Origin of the sequence: Paraburkholderia sp. CNPSo 3281 (genome assembly GCF_024206515.1) — a bacterium.
Lineage (GTDB): Bacteria > Pseudomonadota > Gammaproteobacteria > Burkholderiales > Burkholderiaceae > Paraburkholderia > Paraburkholderia nodosa.
The window spans coordinates 95,493-110,916 of sequence record NZ_JAMBPS010000015.1 but is presented as its reverse complement, the minus strand read 5'-3'; the positions used below and the strand labels follow the sequence as shown (position 1 = coordinate 110,916).

15 protein-coding genes are annotated in these 15,424 nt (G+C 63.5%); 9 read left to right on the top strand and 6 right to left on the bottom strand.

Features of this window, described 5'->3' with window-relative positions:
* Positions 1-42: 42 nt before the first annotated feature.
* Positions 43-660 (bottom strand): LysE family translocator, encoded by a 618-nt coding sequence (locus tag M3I56_RS17475; protein WP_254355087.1) that lies wholly within the window; start codon positions 658-660, stop codon positions 43-45.
* Between the two features lie 250 nt (positions 661-910).
* A complete protein-coding gene (locus M3I56_RS17470) occupies positions 911-1,555 on the bottom strand; it encodes a hypothetical protein (protein WP_254355055.1) in 645 nt (214 codons plus the stop codon).
* A 344-nt stretch (positions 1,556-1,899) separates the two neighbouring features.
* Between M3I56_RS17470 and M3I56_RS17465 the strand changes: the two genes are divergently transcribed.
* Together M3I56_RS17465 and M3I56_RS17460 are read left to right on the top strand one after the other, a co-directional pair.
* Positions 1,900-2,214, top strand: a complete 315-nt coding sequence (locus tag M3I56_RS17465; RefSeq protein WP_028207597.1) for a hypothetical protein — start codon at positions 1,900-1,902, stop codon at positions 2,212-2,214.
* Positions 2,215-2,778: 564 nt separating this feature from the next.
* Positions 2,779-3,654 carry a lipid A biosynthesis lauroyl acyltransferase gene (locus M3I56_RS17460; RefSeq protein WP_254355054.1) on the top strand — a complete coding sequence of 292 codons (876 nt, stop codon included), beginning with the start codon at positions 2,779-2,781 and terminating at the stop codon, positions 3,652-3,654.
* A 188-nt stretch (positions 3,655-3,842) separates the two neighbouring features.
* Here M3I56_RS17460 and M3I56_RS17455 read toward each other — a convergent pair whose 3' ends face one another.
* Both M3I56_RS17455 and M3I56_RS17450 read right to left on the bottom strand, forming a co-directional pair.
* Positions 3,843-4,667 (bottom strand): NAD(P)-dependent oxidoreductase, encoded by an 825-nt coding sequence (locus M3I56_RS17455; RefSeq protein WP_254355053.1) that lies wholly within the window; start codon positions 4,665-4,667, stop codon positions 3,843-3,845.
* A gap of 69 nt (positions 4,668-4,736) precedes the next feature.
* A complete protein-coding gene (locus M3I56_RS17450; RefSeq protein ID WP_254355086.1) occupies positions 4,737-5,993 on the bottom strand; it encodes an MFS transporter in 1,257 nt (418 codons plus the stop codon).
* A gap of 476 nt (positions 5,994-6,469) precedes the next feature.
* Between M3I56_RS17450 and M3I56_RS17445 the strand changes: the two genes are divergently transcribed.
* The 4 genes from M3I56_RS17445 to M3I56_RS17430 all read left to right on the top strand — a co-directional run bounded on the left by M3I56_RS17445 (position 6,470) and on the right by M3I56_RS17430 (position 9,964).
* On the top strand, positions 6,470-7,204 hold the full coding sequence (locus tag M3I56_RS17445) for a ribonuclease activity regulator RraA (RefSeq protein WP_254355052.1): 735 nt from the start codon (positions 6,470-6,472) through the stop codon (positions 7,202-7,204).
* A 35-nt stretch (positions 7,205-7,239) separates the two neighbouring features.
* Positions 7,240-8,163 (top strand): SMP-30/gluconolactonase/LRE family protein, encoded by a 924-nt coding sequence (locus tag M3I56_RS17440; protein ID WP_254355085.1) that lies wholly within the window; start codon positions 7,240-7,242, stop codon positions 8,161-8,163.
* Positions 8,164-8,188: 25 nt separating this feature from the next.
* Positions 8,189-9,097 (top strand): aldose epimerase, encoded by a 909-nt coding sequence (locus M3I56_RS17435; RefSeq protein ID WP_254355051.1) that lies wholly within the window; start codon positions 8,189-8,191, stop codon positions 9,095-9,097.
* Positions 9,098-9,274: 177 nt separating this feature from the next.
* Positions 9,275-9,964 (top strand): FadR/GntR family transcriptional regulator, encoded by a 690-nt coding sequence (locus tag M3I56_RS17430; protein ID WP_254355050.1) that lies wholly within the window; start codon positions 9,275-9,277, stop codon positions 9,962-9,964.
* Positions 9,965-10,178: 214 nt separating this feature from the next.
* Here M3I56_RS17430 and phaP read toward each other — a convergent pair whose 3' ends face one another.
* Complete coding sequence (phaP, locus tag M3I56_RS17425) at positions 10,179-10,742, bottom strand: phasin family protein (protein WP_254355049.1); 564 nt, start codon at positions 10,740-10,742, stop codon at positions 10,179-10,181.
* Positions 10,743-11,186: 444 nt separating this feature from the next.
* Here phaP and M3I56_RS17420 point away from each other — a divergent pair, with 444 nt between their 5' ends.
* The 3 genes from M3I56_RS17420 (at position 11,187) to M3I56_RS17410 (ending at position 15,032) form a co-directional block, all read left to right on the top strand.
* Positions 11,187-12,650, top strand: a complete 1,464-nt coding sequence (locus M3I56_RS17420; protein WP_254355048.1) for a catalase — start codon at positions 11,187-11,189, stop codon at positions 12,648-12,650.
* A gap of 277 nt (positions 12,651-12,927) precedes the next feature.
* Positions 12,928-13,545 carry a cytochrome b gene (locus tag M3I56_RS17415; protein WP_254355047.1) on the top strand — a complete coding sequence of 206 codons (618 nt, stop codon included), beginning with the start codon at positions 12,928-12,930 and terminating at the stop codon, positions 13,543-13,545.
* Between the two features lie 20 nt (positions 13,546-13,565).
* Positions 13,566-15,032: a glycosyltransferase family 2 protein gene (locus tag M3I56_RS17410; protein ID WP_254355046.1), complete on the top strand. Its 1,467-nt coding sequence runs from the start codon at positions 13,566-13,568 to the stop codon at positions 15,030-15,032.
* Here M3I56_RS17410 and M3I56_RS17405 read toward each other — a convergent pair.
* Positions 15,026-15,220, bottom strand: coding sequence for a hypothetical protein (locus tag M3I56_RS17405; protein ID WP_254355045.1), 195 nt, complete (start codon positions 15,218-15,220; stop codon positions 15,026-15,028). The genes M3I56_RS17410 and M3I56_RS17405 overlap by 7 nt on opposite strands.
* Positions 15,221-15,424: the final 204 nt, after the last annotated feature.

The window sequence follows — 15,424 nt, the reverse complement described above, 5'->3', positions numbered from 1 at the left end:
GGACGGTCGCCCACACGCAAAGCGGCCGTTCCGGGCGCCTGGTTAACGAAATGCCTGCCGGATTCCCAGCGCAATCATGAGCCCTCCACATGTGAGGTCGATCCATGCCTTCGCGCGACGATACGCCGTCGCAATCGCCGCGTGCGATAGAACGAGCGCGACTGCTCCGTACCAGCACGTCGCTGATACACCGACAGTAGCAAGCATCGCGAAGAACGTCGGCATGGAAACGTGGGTGGGCACCGCCGAGGAAAACACCGCCGCATAAAAGGCGATGGACTTCGGGTTCGCGATATTTGTCGCGACACCTTGCAGGAACGCGGCACGAAACAGAGGCGCCTTCGTTGGGTGACGTGCTCCTGAGGGGGTTGCCCGTGCCGACACAACGAGCCGTAGCCCGAACCAGATCAGATAGGCCGCGCCAGCAAGCCTGACGCCGACAGCAAGCCACGGGAAAATAGCGAACACCATTCCGATACCAAGGATGGCGCAAGTCGCCCAGAACAGATTCACCGTCACGATTCCGGCGACAAGCGCGAGCGCATCGGAGCGTCTGCCGGCTACCGCCTTCTGAGTGATTGCGACGAAGTTCGGCCCGGGTATGACGACACTTGCCGCATAGACAGAAAAGACTGTCGCAATAGCAGACGAATTAACCATTTGTAGCCTCAGTGAATTGTGGTTGTACAAAACGTGGCGTTGCTTCATCGGCCAGTATTCTGAAGCCATTCACGACTGACCGCTGTCGGCCGCACGGCGTCCCACGAACGGGCACGAATCCACCATCGTCGTCAGCAAGAGTCGACTGACCGTTCCTGGCCGAACGCGGAAAACCAATGAGGCGATGACCTGCCTTCGCGTTCACCAAGCCTGGTTTAGTAGACGCGAAAACGGTGCCTTCAAAAGTCCCTCAGTTCTGGATGTTTTCCTCGCAATCTTCCCAGTACCGCAGCGGGTCGAGATGCTGTGGATAGCGTAAGTTGAGCCATTCTGACAGCCTGGTCCAATCGGGATGGTTGGTACCGGTTTGAGCAGACCAGATCGACGACCGTTCAAGAATTTGACCGTTCCCGCGATCACGGACCAGCAAACTGCCTAGTCCGCTTGAACTGTTCGTCTGTGACTCAACCAGATACCTTGGCAAAATCCTGAGCTCAGCATCCTCGGCCCATCCGTATACGGCGCGGACCGTTCCGGAGGGATCCCGCAGCTCTATGGGGCCGCTTGCCGGGCGAACGGCCGTCCATCCTTCAGGGAACTCGGTGACAACCTGGTTTTTACCTTCCCTCACCCACCTCACGCGCCATGCCCGCGCCATCGACTCGCGCATGCGAGACAGCGACTCGTAGCCAGCAGGCAACTCGATTGCCATCGGGAGGGTAATGAGGTTGTCTTTCCAAAGTCTGGTTTCGTCGTCGACGCGCTTAACCTCGTCGAACATCGCTGCTTCAAATGGGTTCTCGGGCCGGCTCGATACTCTCACTTGCCCTTCAGGCAATCCCTCAAAAAGGCGCTCAGCATCATGCCGGGTAAGTTTCGTCTTTCCTTTTTTCATTTTGTCTCTCTACAGCAAGGTTGCCATTGACACCCGGGCCCTGACGACCGCAATCAGGCGCTACTTTCTCTCACGCGCTTGAACATGCCCGCGATCTTATTCTGCGCCATTCGGCTGTTAGCGGCTTGCGCCGGCAGTGGCGCGGCAAGCCGCCATCGTCTGGACCCGCTATCTTTCAGCTACGGGTTCGCCCGGAAACACGGCAACTACGGCACCAGCTTCGCCGTGTCGCCCGTTGCATTGCCTTCGCCGGACGGCGAATGAACGGGGGGAGCAGGATGGGCATCCGGAGATAATCGGTTACGCCCCTGTTAGAATTGTGATCTTTTTCCTGGGAACGGCAAATGTCCTGGTTCATCTATGAAGTGCCCGAATACAACGAAGACGGTGCGCGCATCGAACCCTTCAGCGACCTGCGTAGCCGCGTCCTGAAAGTAAGTGGGCAGGCAATGGCTGACGAACTGGAAAGCGTCCGTCAGAACGCCGCGACGACGGCGGACACGCCCACGCGCCCGCTGCGTGCTGCGGAAAATCCTCACGTCTTCCCGATCCCCTATGCCGACTCCATGATCCTGGTCGGGTTCATCTTCGAACTGAAACGCGAATTCCGGCATCTGGTGGTGTCACCCGTCGAAATGCCCTGGCTAAAAGACGCGTGAGACGCAAACTCCACGGTCGGCGGCGTCACGTCGGAAGCCGTTTCCATGCACCCTGGACGCCTGATTCCGATGCTTCAATTGTGCCACCGCTTGGCGAAGCACATCGTTGACGATTTTAAGGGAGGGCCGAACGGCCGAATGTGGCCATACCCCGGAAATCTGCAACAGCTCGGCGGACGGCCAGCTACATCGCGACGGCGAACTTCGTTACCCGACCCGAAGCCGCCAGTTCACTGGCTTGCAGAGCGGAGATCCGCTTTCGGCGTGGAAGTGTCATTCGCAACCACCACCAGCAGAAACCCCCTTTGAGTTGTGGAACAGCGTCGTCGATGCTCGGCGATTACTCACGACCAGAATCTTTGGGGTAGGTCGCACCAAAGCCGCCCGTTACAATCGGTAACTTCGCGAGTCGTCCACGTAACCCAATGATTGCGCCTGGACTGTATGGTCCACGGTTGATATCTTGAGCGAAAACATTCGCCATGAAGCAGTGACGAGCCGAAAGGTCGCGTGCCTGGCGTTTGACTTCGCTTTCCAAACTTCACCACCCATAGGGCACAATCTTTGAAACGCCTCGGCTTTGCGCTCATCGTGGCGTTGCTACGCACGCTTTCCATACTTCCTTACAAATTCGTCGCAAGGCTCGGGATGGTTGTCGGCACTGCGTTGTATGCGCTTCCGAGCCGCCGCAAGCATATCGTCCAGGTGAACTTGCGTCTTTGCTTCCCCGAGAAGACTAGCCGCGAACGTCAGAAGCTCGCAAGAGCTCACTTCCGCCATGTTGTTCGCAGCTATCTCGAGCGAGGCATCCAGTGGTTTGGCAGTGCGCAATCGATCCGGGATATCGTCCAGATCGAAAGCAAAATTAATCTCCATGACGATACAGCCCCGCCCACCATCTTTATGGGTTTTCACTTTGTGGGCATAGAGGTCGGCTGCATGCTCTACTCGACGCACCTCCCGGTCGCCTCACTGTACACACGTATGTCAAGCACAGCCCTATGCGACCTTGCCAGGCGGCAACGCGGCAGATTCGGCGCAGAGATGATCGAGCGCGCGACAAGTGCCAGAAAGATCGTGCAATTGTTGCGTTCCGGCAAACCGGTCATGCTCGCGGCGGATATGGACCAAGGCGTTGAAAACTCTGCCTTTGTCCCTTTCTTTGGCGTTCCCGCCTGCACGCTCACAGCCGTTTCGCGTCTCGCGAGACTGGGGCGCGCGCGGGTTGTTCCCTTCGTGACTGAGGTGCTTCCGAATTGTCAAGGGTATAAGTTGACGATTTTCGATCCGCTCACGGATTTCCCATCAGGGAGTGATGTAGCCGACGCGCGCCGCATGAATGCGTTCCTTGAGGAACAGGTCGTGAAATTTCCCGAGCAGTATTACTGGGTGCACCGACGTTTTAAGCACCGACCACCGGGTATGGAATCGGTATATTGAACGGTTCGCCTGGTCATGGTGCCTGCAGGCAACGTTTGCCGGAAGCAACGCGTTGTGTGTTTTCAAAGTTTCCGTAGCCAGACCTTTTCTTGCTCGCCAATTGCCCAGAGACCCCCACTACACCCGCGAAGAACCAAAAAAAAGCGCCCCAGGGGGCGCTAAAACGCAAACACCGGAAAAGCGGCGAACTAGGACCGCTTGCCGCGCTGCTCCACCGGCGTGAAATCGAAGCTGGCGAAACTGCCGCCCTGATACCGCTGCGCCGTCGCGTCGAGCGGGTTCTGCTGCGCCAGAATCTCGGCCGCCCAGTCTTCCGAATTCTGCTTCGGCTCATAGCCAAGCCGCTTCGCGTCGTCGTGCGCGCCTTCCTGAATCCAGTAGCTGCGCGTGTTGTTCGACACGCCCCACACCACGGCAAAGCCGATCTCATCGACATTGATCACGCGGTCGACGAGATGGAACAGGTCCTCGTGGCCGAACCACGTGCTCAATTGACGGAACTCGGTGGGCCTCGGCAGGCAACTGCCGATGCGCACGTTCACGGTTTCGATGCCGTGCTTGTCCCAGTACAGGCGCGCGAGCGATTCGCCCCATGCCTTGGAAAGGCCGTAGAAACCGTCTGGGCGAAACGCGCAGTCGAGCGTGAGCTTCTCTTCCACGGGGTACATGCCGATCGTGTGATTCGAGCTCGCGAACAGCATGCGCTTCGTGCCGTGGCGGCGCATGCCTTCGTAGACTTCGACGAGACCGCGCAGGTTGTTCTCGATGATCTCGGGCAAGGGGCGCTCGACGCTCGTGCCGGCCATGTGGATCAGCACGTCCACGCCGTCGAGCAGGCGGTCGACCACGGCGGGGTCGCGCAGGTCGCCGTGCATCACGTCTTCGCCCGCGACGAGCGGTTCGAGCGGCTTCGAGCCGGCCGCAGAACGCAGGTTCACGCCGCGTTCGAGCAGGCCCTTGCGCAACACGGTGCCGAGCTGGCCGGCCGCGCCGGTCAATGCAACTTTCTTCACTGTGATTGTCCTCACGTAGAAATGCCGAAAGCCGGCGCCCTCGCGGGCGCCGGCCGGTGAACAGGGCGATCAGGCCTTCACTTTATGCGAGGACTGAAGCGCGAGGTTCTCCGCGTTGTCCTGCTGCTCGTTCGAGATCAGTCGCCATGCCACGCAGGCGCCGATGATGTCGAACAGCATGAGGCATACGAACAACGGGTTATAACCGATGGTGCTGGCCACTACGCCGACGATGAGCGAGAACACCGTCGCGCCGAGGTAGCCGAACATGCCCGAGAGGCCGGTGGCCGTGGCGACTTCGTGCTGGCCGAACACGTCCGAAGCCAGCGTGAACAGCGCGCCCGAAATCGTCTGGTGTGCGAATGTGCCGACGCAGAAGAGGGCAATCGCGGCGTAGGGGCTCGCAACGAGGCCCACGCAGGCCGGACCGACCATCAGCAGCGCGCCGGTCGTGATGACGAGCTTGCGCGAGGTGATGAGCGAGCAGCCGAACCAGCGGATGAAAAGCGGCGCGAGGTAACCGCCCACCAGGCAGCCGAGGTCGGCGGCGAGGAACGGCATCCACGCGAACAGCGCGATTTCCTTCAGGTTCATGTGACGCACGGTGACCATGTACAGCGGAATCCACGCGCCGAAGGTTTGCCATGCGGGTTCCGCGAGCATGCGCGGAATGCCGATGCCCCAGAAGCGGCGCGTCTTGAGCAATGCCTTGAACGAGGCGTGGCGGCCGCGGGTTGACTTCTGCGCTTCGGTCTGGCCTTCGCGGATGTAGTCGGCCTCTTCCTGCGAGAGCCTCGGGTGTTCCGCGGGCATCTTGAAGAACACGAGCCACAGCGCCACCCAGATCAGCGCGCCCCCGCCGGTGATGACGAACGCGAACTGCCAGTTGAACTTGAGAATGCACCACACGACGAGCGGCGGAGCGAGCATCGCGCCAATCGAGGTGCCGGTGTTGAGCCAGCCGGTCGCGACCGAGCGCTCTTTGGCCGGGAACCATGCGCTGATGGACTTCATGCCGGCCGGGAAGATCGCGGCTTCGGTCAGGCCCAGCATGCCGCGGAAGGCCGCGAGCGCGGGCCAGCTGCCGGCGAGGCCGTGCAGCATGTTGGCGATGGCCCAGCCAAACGCAAAGATCGCGAAGCCGATCTTGATGCCTACGGAGTCGAGCACGAAACCGGCGACAGGCTGCGCGAGGGCATAGCAGGCCTGGAAGGCCGTGACCACGTACGAGTACTGCTGCGTGGTCATGTGAAGCGTTTCAGTCAGCGTGGGGGCGGCCACTGCGAGCGAGCTGCGCGCGAGGTAGTTGAAGATGGTGCCGATCATGATGAGGCCGATGATCCACCACCGCACCCCCTTGATTGTCTTGCGTTGCACTGCTCGTCTCCTGCTGTTGGCGGGCTGTGGCACGGAGCTGTGCCTGGCCGGGACGAAGGGTGGTGCCGGTGCGCGTCGGGCCCTTCATGTAAGACATCATTCTATTTGGACCAAAGTTGTAAAGCAAATCTTGAGGCGCTGGGGATTTCCCTGGTCCAGATCGGGGTCGGACGCCCGGCGCGGCTTCTGGGCGGGCATTTGTTGGACTTGCGTCGTATCTTTACCTGCGGCGCCAACCGAATTTTACGAGGCATCTCGCGCCCGTCCGAAGACTAGTCGTCATACATCCTGGGGTAGCCCGCCACGCAATGGCGGGTTGACAATTTTCGTGTTGTATTACAACAATGCAACCCATCCGCTCGACAGTTTTTCGAGCCGCCGCCCGCGCCACGCGCACCACGACACACGACAACGGACGAGACACGATGACTTCCCCAGCCATCCCTGTGAGCGATGCCGCGCTCGAACAACTGCGCCACGTTTCGAACGCCACGCTCACCACGCAACTTTTCAAGCGCGGCCTGCGCAACGTCTTCCTGCAGGGCGTGAAGCCGCTCGCCGCACCGGCGCCGGGCGCCCCCAACCTCGTCGGTCCGGCCTTCACGATGCGCAACATCCCGGCGCGCGAGGACCTCGACCAGCTGAGCGCGTTCCAGAATCCCGAGCATCCGCAGCGCAAGGGCGTCGAGACCGTGCCCGCGGGTGCGGTGCTCGTGCAGGACTGCCGTGGCGTGACCGACGCCGCCTCGATGGGTTCGATCCTCGCCACGCGCATGAAGGTGCGCGGCGTGGCGGGCATGGTCTCGGACGGCCCGGTGCGCGACAGCGCGACCATCGCGGCGCTCGGCATTCCGGTGTTCTGCGCGGGTGCTTCGGCGCCGCTCAATCTCTGCAAGCACCATACGGTCGACCTGAACGTGCCGATCGGCTGCGGCGGCGTGGCCGTGTTTCCGGGCGACATCATCGTCGGCGATGCGGACGGCGTGGTCGTGATTCCACGTCATCTGGCCGAGGAAGTCGCGCGCGACGCCACGGAGCAGGAAACGCTCGAGCGCTTCATCACCGAACGTATCGAGGCGGGCGCGGCGCTGCCGGGCACCTATCCGCCGAACGAGGCCACGCTTGCCGCGTACGAAGCCTGGAAGAAGGAGCAGCGTTGAGCACGCAGCACGAAGTGACGCTCGATGCTGTGTCGATGCCGCCGGTGAGGCCGCTCGAAACGCACGATGCGCGCCGCTCGTCGGTCGGCGAGTGCCCCGTGTGGCGCGCCGAGGAAAGCGCGCTGTACTGGGTCGATATTCCCGCTCAAACGCTCGTTCGCTATGCGGTCGATACCGCGCGCCGCACCGAGTGGGCGTTGCCGGAGCGCATCGGCTGCTTCGCGTTCGCGCGCGATGGCGGCGTGCTCGCGGCGCTGGAGACGGGCCTTTTCGCCGTGACGCTGCACGAACCGGCCGAGAACGCGCGGGCGGGCGAGGCGAGTGTGCGGCCGCTCGCGAGCGTGGCGCACGAGGCCGCGCGCATGCGTTTCAATGACGGCCGCTGCGATCGTCAGGGCCGTTTCTGGTCCGGCACGATGGTGCAGGACGCGGCGGCGCCCGACCCGGCGGGCAAGCTCTATCGCTATACGGCGCAAGACGGCTTGTCGGCGCCCGTGGTCGAGGGGTTGTGCACGCAGAACGGGCTCGCATGGTCGCCGGACGGCCGCACGATGTATCTCTCCGATTCGCACGCGTCGAGCCGCCTGATCTGGGCCTTCGACTACGACATCGACGACGGCGTGCCCACGAATCGCCGCGTGTTCGCCGATCTGCACGACTACGCGGGGCGCCCCGACGGCGCGGCCGTGGACGCCGACGGCTGCTACTGGATCTGCGCGAACGACGCGGGCCGCTTGCTGCGCTTCACGCCCGCAGGGCGGCTCGAACGCAGCGTCGCGGTGCCGGTGGCGAAGCCTTCGATGTGCGCGTTCGGCGGTGCGAACCTCAACGTGCTTTACCTCACGACGATCTGCCCGCCGCAACCCGGCGAGCAGGACGGCCTGGTGTTCGCTATCGACGCCGGTGTGCGTGGCCTGCCCGAGCCCGCTTTCGCGGGTTCGCTGCGCGCGCCTGACTGACCTTTGCCCTTTACGTGTTGCCGATATGCCGGAGTTTCAGAACCAGGACATCATCGAACTCGCGCGCGGCGCGTCGCGGCTGCTCGTCGCGCCGCAGGCCGGCGGGCGTCTGCTTTCATGGACGATCGGCGGCGCGCCCATCATCCATTGGCCCGACGCGCCGGACTGGAGCAAGCCGGGGCTGATCCGCGGCGGCAATCCGCTGCTGTTTCCGTTCATCGCGCGGCAGTGGGTGGATGGCCGCGCGGGCCGGTGGCGTGACGCACAGGGCGTGGTGCGGGACATTCCGCTGCACGGCTTCGCACGCGATCTGCCGTTCGCGGCGCAGATCGCGCCGCAAGGCGACGGCGTGCGCATGACGCTCACCGACAGCGCGTCGACGCGCGAGATGTACCCGTTCGGGTTTCGCTTCGAGGCGGCCTACCGCCTCGCCGACGAAACGACGCTCGACGTGGAACTGACCACGACGAACACGGGCGACGCGCGCCTGCCGTACTACGCGGGCCATCACTTCTATTTCGCGCTGCCGCACGCGCAGCGCGGCGAGGCGACGATCGCGCTGCCGCGCAGTGGCCATCGCCGGCAGTTGCCGGACGGCACGACGGCCGAGGCCGCGCCGGGCGAGACGCACTACCGCTTCGACGACGCGCAGATCATCGACCGCTTTCATTGCCTCGACGGCGAACCGGATGTGCCCGTGCGCATCGAAATGCCGTCGCAGCAGCGCGCGATCGAAATCGATCTGTGCCGGCCCGGTTCGGCGTCGTGGTATGCGGTCACGACCTGGACGCTCGCGCCCGATTCGGACTTCTACTGCGTCGAGCCGTGGCTAGGGCTGCCCGATGCGATTCACACCGGCCTCGGCCTGCGCTGGCTGGAGCCGGGAGAGACGCAGAAAGCGGAACTGCGCATCCGCGTGAGTGCGCTGCGGTAAGGCTGGCCAGCGCAAAAGCGCAAGCGGCTGTAAATTGGCCGCAAATTGGTAAAGCGGGACGGAAAGAGCGGAAACACCCGCAAAATGGGGGCTGGCCGGGGGCGGGTGGACGCTATCGGCCCGCCATATGACTTACAATTGACGACACTCCTGACAACCCAAGTGCACCGTCCGATCATGTCTGAGCAGAAAGCGCCGAATATGCCGGCGCGGATTTACAGCGACATCCTCAATCGCATCATCGAGGGCGAATACAAGGAAGGGGAGCGCCTGCCGACCGAGCACATGCTCGCGGAGCGCTTCGCGACCTCGCGCCCCACGGTGCGCGAGGCGCTTGCCCAGCTGCGCGCGGACGGCATCATCGCCACGCGCCACGGCTCGGGCACGACGGTCATGCGGCGTCCCGACCCGGACGTGCGCCGCTTCGCGCCGCTCGAGACGCTGTCGGACATTCGCCGCTGCTACGAATACCGCGTGGTGGTGGAAGCCGGGGCGGCCTCGCTGGCCGCGCAAAAGGCCGAAGACGAAGACATCGCGGCGATCCAGCGCGAGTGGGACAACCTGCAGACCATCGTCGAGACCTCGGGCATCGGCGCGAAAGACGACTTCGCGTTCCATATGGCCGTGGCGCGTGCCTCGAAGAACCAGTTCTTCATCACGGCGCTCTCGGGCATCCAGGAGCAGATGGTGTTCAGCATGAACCTGTCGCGCAACCTCTCGCTCGTGAAGTCGATCGAGCGGCAGCGGCTCGTGCAGCAGGAACACCTCGAAGTGCTCGAAGCGATCCAGGCGCGCGACGCCGAACGCGCATCGACCGCCATGCGCGCGCACCTCGAGCGCGCGGTGAACCGGATGTTCGGCTCGTGAGCAGGCGTTCGCGGCGCGTGCCTTCATGGGTTCAAACGCTCTGCGCCGGCTGGCTGTTGCGATCGGCCGCGTAACGCCGATATCTGCTTTCGCACCGCGCCAGACCGGCCAAAAGCAAACGGGCGTGGAACTCGCATTGCACGAGGTCCACGCCCGTCTTCAGTCCGGCTGGCGGCAGCGGTTGCTCCCGCCAGCGGAAAGTGACGCGTAACGCTTACGCAGCTTGCTTGGCGGCGCGCGCCGAAGCTTGCGCGACGGCCTTCGTCGCGGCCTTGCCGGCGGCGTCGAAGTTGCTTTCCGCGAATTCCACAGCCTGCTTCGCAGCCTTGTTCACCGACGCATACGCGTTGTTGGCGGCGTTCAGCGCCGACTTGATCGCGGCGACAGCGGCTTCCGAGCCGGCCGGGGCGTTCTTCACGGCGTTGTCGACGAGCGTTTCGAGCGCGCGCTGCTGCGTTTCGTACTGCGACTGGGCGGCCGTGACGAATTCGGCTTGCGTGGCCGAAACGATGCCGTAGACGCTGTGGCCATAGGCCAGTGCCTTTTCAGCGGCGGGCTGGGCGAAGCCGGCCTGCACGGCGAAGAAACCTTGCGGGTCCTTGGCCGAGAGTGCGCGCTGGGCTTGTTCCTGACCTTCGGCGAACGCCGAGCGAGCCGTTTCGATATTGAGTTCGGCGAGCTTGACCGCGCCTTCGAATGCCTTGCTCGTCAGGCCGAAGAGGGCCTCGAGAGCGGCTTTCTGGTTGGCGGCGAACTGTTCGGGGGTCGGCAGGTTCATGTCTCTTTCCTTTTGGGGGGACGCTACGCGTCGGTTTCGGTTGCGAAAATAAACTTTCGGGTCGATCACCGGTTCGCGCAGAGAAGGTTTTGTGCGATGCAGCAATCGAGTTCATGGTAACCGATCCATAAATCGTGTCAAGAAGTTTTTGTGCGTCGCAACAATTATGTAAACGCCTGATTTTGGGTGGAAATTTCCAACACGGGGACAGACGTCCCAATCGGCTGCGCAGCACGTGAACCGCTTGAGCGCAGCGCTTCGCGTCTGCGAGCAAAATGGCCGTTCCCTCGGGCGAGCGCTGGTGTCGAAGGTTGGCACCGCGCAGCCCGGGTTGGTCCCCCAAATCTAGCGGTGGCGGCCCCGGCTGCGGCGCGAACCTGCTTTCGCAGTCGAGCGGGCGCGGTGCGCGCAGCCGCCATGCGCGAATCCATCAGGAGAGCGGTAATGGGTGCATCGAACGACAAGTCTGCCGGTCATTCCACGACGAGCACGGGCGCGCCGGCTGTCAGCGACCGTAACTCGCTCACGATCGGCCCCGACGGTCCGATCGTGCTGCACGACGTGCACTTCCTCGAGCAGATGGCGCATTTCAACCGCGAGAAGGTGCCCGAGCGCCAGCCGCACGCGAAGGGCGCCGGTGCATTCGGCGAATTCAAGACCACCGAGGATGTGTCGCGCTACACGAAGGCCGCCTTGTTCCAGAAGGGCGCGGCCACGGAAATGCTGGCGCGCTTTTCGACCGTCGCGGGCGAAATGGGCAGCCCCGACACCTGGCGTGACGTGCGCGGCTTTTCGCTGAAGTTCTACACGACCGAGGGCAACTACGACCTCGTCGGCAACAACACGCCGGTTTTCTTCGTGCGCGACCCGATGAAGTTCCCGCACTTCATCCGCAGCCAGAAGCGTCTGCCCGACTCGGGCCTGCGCAATGGCCAGATGCAGTGGGACTTCTGGACCAACAATCCCGAGTCGGCGCATCAGGTCGCCTATCTGATGGGCGAGCGCGGCCTGCCGAAAACGTGGCGCCACATGAACGGCTACGGCTCGCACACCTATATGTGGGTGAACGCGAAGGGCGAGAAGTTCTGGGTCAAGTATCACTTCCACACGAACCAGGGCATGCAGTTCTTCACCAACGCCGAAGCCGCGGCGATGGCGGGCGAGGACGCCGACTTCCACCGGCGCGATCTGTTCGATGCGATCAAGCGCGGCGAATTTCCGTCGTGGACGCTTTCCGTGCAGATCATGCCGTATGCCCAGGCGAAGCAGTACCGCTTCAATCCGTTCGATCTCACGAAGACGTGGTCACACAAGGACTATCCGCTCATCAAGGTCGGCACGATGACGCTCAACCGCAACCCGGAGAACTTCTTCGCGCAGATCGAGCAGGCCGCGTTCTCGCCGGGCAACACGGTGCCGGGCATCGGCCTCTCGCCGGACAAGATGCTGCTGGGCCGCGCGTTCGCCTATAACGACGCGCAGCGCGCGCGTATCGGCACGAACTTCAACCAGCTGCCGGTGAATCGTCCGAAGGTGCCCGTGCAGACCTACATGTTCGACGGCAACATGACGTACGAACATAGCGGCAACGCGCCGACTTACGTGCCGAACAGCTTCGGCCGTCCGTGGGCGGATACGACGGGCGCGGCGGACGACGGCTGGGAAGCCGACGGCGACATGGTGCGCAGCGCCTACTCGCTGCATGCGGAAGACGACGATTTCGGCCAGGCGCACGATCTCGTTCGCAACGTCTACAACGACAAGCAGCGCGAGGCGCTGATCCAGCAGGTGGTGGCGAGCCTGAGCGGCGTGGGCAGCCCCGTGCGCGAGCGCGTGTTCGACTACTGGAAGCAGATCGACGCCGAAGTAGGCGCGCAGATCGAAAAGCAGGCGGGCAGCGGCAAGTAAGCCGTCGAAGCCGCCACAGAACCGGAACGGGTTGCACGACCCGTTCCGGTTTTTTCTTTTACGCGCGGCAGTTCGAGGGGCGCCGCATGACGGCCGGCCGCCGCCAAACTGGCAGAACCGCCATCTAGCGGATTCTGCAGCGTCAGGGACGAGGGGGCATAATGCGCGAGTCGCTGTGTGGGCAGCATTGCGCAATCCCGCCGGCGGACCACGCGCGGCGGGAATAAAAATGCCGCGCCGGGCGTTTTCCCTACTGATCCGCAACGGCCAAGCCCACGTGAAAACTTCCCTTTCCGCCGAAACCCCGTTTGTCGATGCCGCCGCCGGCGCGCAGAAGTACACGCGCGTTGCCGTGCTATTGCACTGGTTGATCGCGCTACTGATCCTCACGAACGTCGCGCTGGGCCTGACTGCCGCGCTGCTGCCCGACGGCGCGCTTTCGGACACCGCCATCCGCCTCGTAATCGATACGCACAAGTCGATCGGCATTACCGTGCTCGGGCTGGCGATCCTGCGCGTGCTGTGGCGTCTCACGCATCGCCCGCCGGCGCTGCCCGCCGAATTCCCGGGCTGGGAGCGCGCGTCGGCCCACGCCGCGCACGTCGCGCTCTACGTACTGATCTTCGCGATGCCGCTTTCCGGCTGGCTGCACGACTCCGCATGGGTCGCCGCCGCCTCGCATCCCATGTATCTCTTCGGCCTCGTGCAATGGCCGCGCATCGGCTTCATCATGAACCTCGATGCGGCCACGAAGGAACAGTTGCACAACCAGTTCGGCGCGCTGCACACGGCGTGCAGCTATGCGCTTTATGGCGTGCTCGCACTGCACATTGCGGGCGCGCTCAAGCATCAATGGATTGATCGTCATTCGGTGCTGCGCCGGATGATGCCGTGAGCAACACGTAAGGGTACGACTTGAAAAATACGCTTGAAGAGGCGCTCGCCCGCACGTCGCCGCGCTTCGTGCCGCCTCCCACGCCGTTCGCGAGCATCGCGATCCACCTGGGCGTCATGGCGCTCTGGTTCGTGCTGTTCGCGCGCGCGTTCTTCCTGCAAGGCGTGGTCGCGTGGTCCACGGGCATTGCCTATGTCGTCTACGACACGTTGCTGCTGCTGTTCGTCGCCTGGAAGGCGCGCGTGCTGCTTGCGCCTGCGGCAGCGCCCGCGGCTGCAGGCGCGGCGAAGCTGCCGACGCTCGGCGTGATCGTCGCCGCGCACAACGAAGCGGCCGTGCTGCCGATCACGCTCGACGCGCTGTTCGCGCAAAGCCGCGCGCCGCAGCAGATCGTCATTGCCGACGACGGCTCGACCGACGGCACGGCTGCCTTGCTCGCGCAGCGTTATGGCCTGGTCGATCCAGGCGTTGGGCAACTGAGCGCGCCTTCGACGCAGTATCCGAATCTGCGCTGGCTGAAGCTCGCGCATGGCGGCAAGGCGCGCGCGCTCAACGCGGCGTTGCTTGCGATCGCAACGGAAACGGTCATGACCGTGGACGCCGACACGCTGCTCGAACCCGACGCATGCGCCGCGATGGCGAGCGCGTTTGGCCGCGAGCCAGCACTGGTCGCGGCGGCGGGCCTGCTCACGCCGGTTTGCGACCATACGCTCAGTGGACGCTTTTTCCAGTGGTTCCAGACCTACGAGTACATCCGCAATTTCATCTCGCGCTTCGCGTGGATGCGCGCCGACAGCCTGCTGCTGATCTCGGGCGCGTTTGCGGGCTTTCGCCGCGACGCCGTGATGGCCGTGGGTGGCTTCGATGCGGATTGCCTCGTCGAGGACTACGAACTGATTCACCGGTTGCGACGTTATTCGGCGCGCAAGGGCTTAAGCTGGGACGTGCGCGTGCTCGGCACCGCCCGCGCGCGCACCGACGCGCCCGGCACGCTCACGACCTTCCTGCGTCAGCGCCGCCGCTGGTTCGCGGGCTTCCTGCAAACGCAGTATTGGTATCGCGACATGACGGGCAACCGCAAGTACGGCAAGCTCGGCCTCATGATGCTGCCCGTGAAGGCGTTCGACACCGTTCAGCCCATTTATGGACTGACGGCGTTCGCGTTGTTGATCGGCTTCTTGTTCGACGGCCGCTTTACGATCGTGCTGCCGGTGCTGGGCGTGATCGTCGGCAAGATCGCGATCGACCTCGCGTTTCATTTGTACTCCGTACATTTATACCGGCGCTGGAGCGGCGACCGCACGCACTCGAGTTTCGGCATGGCGTTCCTTGCCGCCGTCTTCGAGCCGTTTTCGTTCCAGTTGATGCGCCACAGCGGCGCGGCGCTCGGCTGGCTGCATTTCCTGCTCGGGCGGCGCAAGTGGGGCGTGCAAAGCCGCACCGGGCTGGCGGCGGCGCGCAGCCGCGAGAGCGCGGCGTCTCAATGATCTGATTGGGCCGTTGTCGTGCCGCAGTAGCCGAAGAGGCGCGGTGGCGCGGCAGCCACATCGGTTTCCAGCGAAGCGCGCAGATAGCGCTGAACGCCGGCAAGTCCGGCGACGTCCACCGGCACCTCCACGCTTGGCCACGCAGCGATTCCCGTAGAACGCTCGTTCACGCAGGTCGCATCCGTCATTGGATCTCAGGCCCATTCAGTTGCCTGCTGTTCCTGCCTTTACCGTGCCGCGCGAGCGCATTGCACCAGCTTGAAGCGCAAATGCGGCGCCGCATTGGCATGCCCCGATTCGATACCGCCGATCCTGCCTGAATTGCACCAATCCAGCGCATGAAACAAGGCTGAAGGCCGATGGCATACGCCTTGCTTTTTAGCCTGTACTGC

Excerpts from the sequence above, each read along its gene's own strand:
- M3I56_RS17475 (WP_254355087.1), bottom strand. The coding sequence starts at position 660 with ATGGTTAATTCGTCTGCTATTGCGACAGTCTTTTCTGTCTATGCGGCA.
- M3I56_RS17470 (WP_254355055.1), bottom strand. The coding sequence starts at position 1,555 with ATGAAAAAAGGAAAGACGAAACTTACCCGGCATGATGCTGAGCGCCTT.
- M3I56_RS17465 (WP_028207597.1), top strand. The coding sequence starts at position 1,900 with ATGTCCTGGTTCATCTATGAAGTGCCCGAATACAACGAAGACGGTGCG.
- M3I56_RS17450 (WP_254355086.1), bottom strand. The coding sequence starts at position 5,993 with ATGATCGGCACCATCTTCAACTACCTCGCGCGCAGCTCGCTCGCAGTG.
- M3I56_RS17445 (WP_254355052.1), top strand. The coding sequence starts at position 6,470 with ATGACTTCCCCAGCCATCCCTGTGAGCGATGCCGCGCTCGAACAACTG.
- M3I56_RS17440 (WP_254355085.1), top strand. The coding sequence starts at position 7,240 with ATGCCGCCGGTGAGGCCGCTCGAAACGCACGATGCGCGCCGCTCGTCG.
- M3I56_RS17435 (WP_254355051.1), top strand. The coding sequence starts at position 8,189 with ATGCCGGAGTTTCAGAACCAGGACATCATCGAACTCGCGCGCGGCGCG.
- M3I56_RS17430 (WP_254355050.1), top strand. The coding sequence starts at position 9,275 with ATGTCTGAGCAGAAAGCGCCGAATATGCCGGCGCGGATTTACAGCGAC.
- phaP (WP_254355049.1), bottom strand. The coding sequence starts at position 10,742 with ATGAACCTGCCGACCCCCGAACAGTTCGCCGCCAACCAGAAAGCCGCT.
- M3I56_RS17420 (WP_254355048.1), top strand. The coding sequence starts at position 11,187 with ATGGGTGCATCGAACGACAAGTCTGCCGGTCATTCCACGACGAGCACG.
- M3I56_RS17405 (WP_254355045.1), bottom strand. The coding sequence starts at position 15,220 with ATGACGGATGCGACCTGCGTGAACGAGCGTTCTACGGGAATCGCTGCG.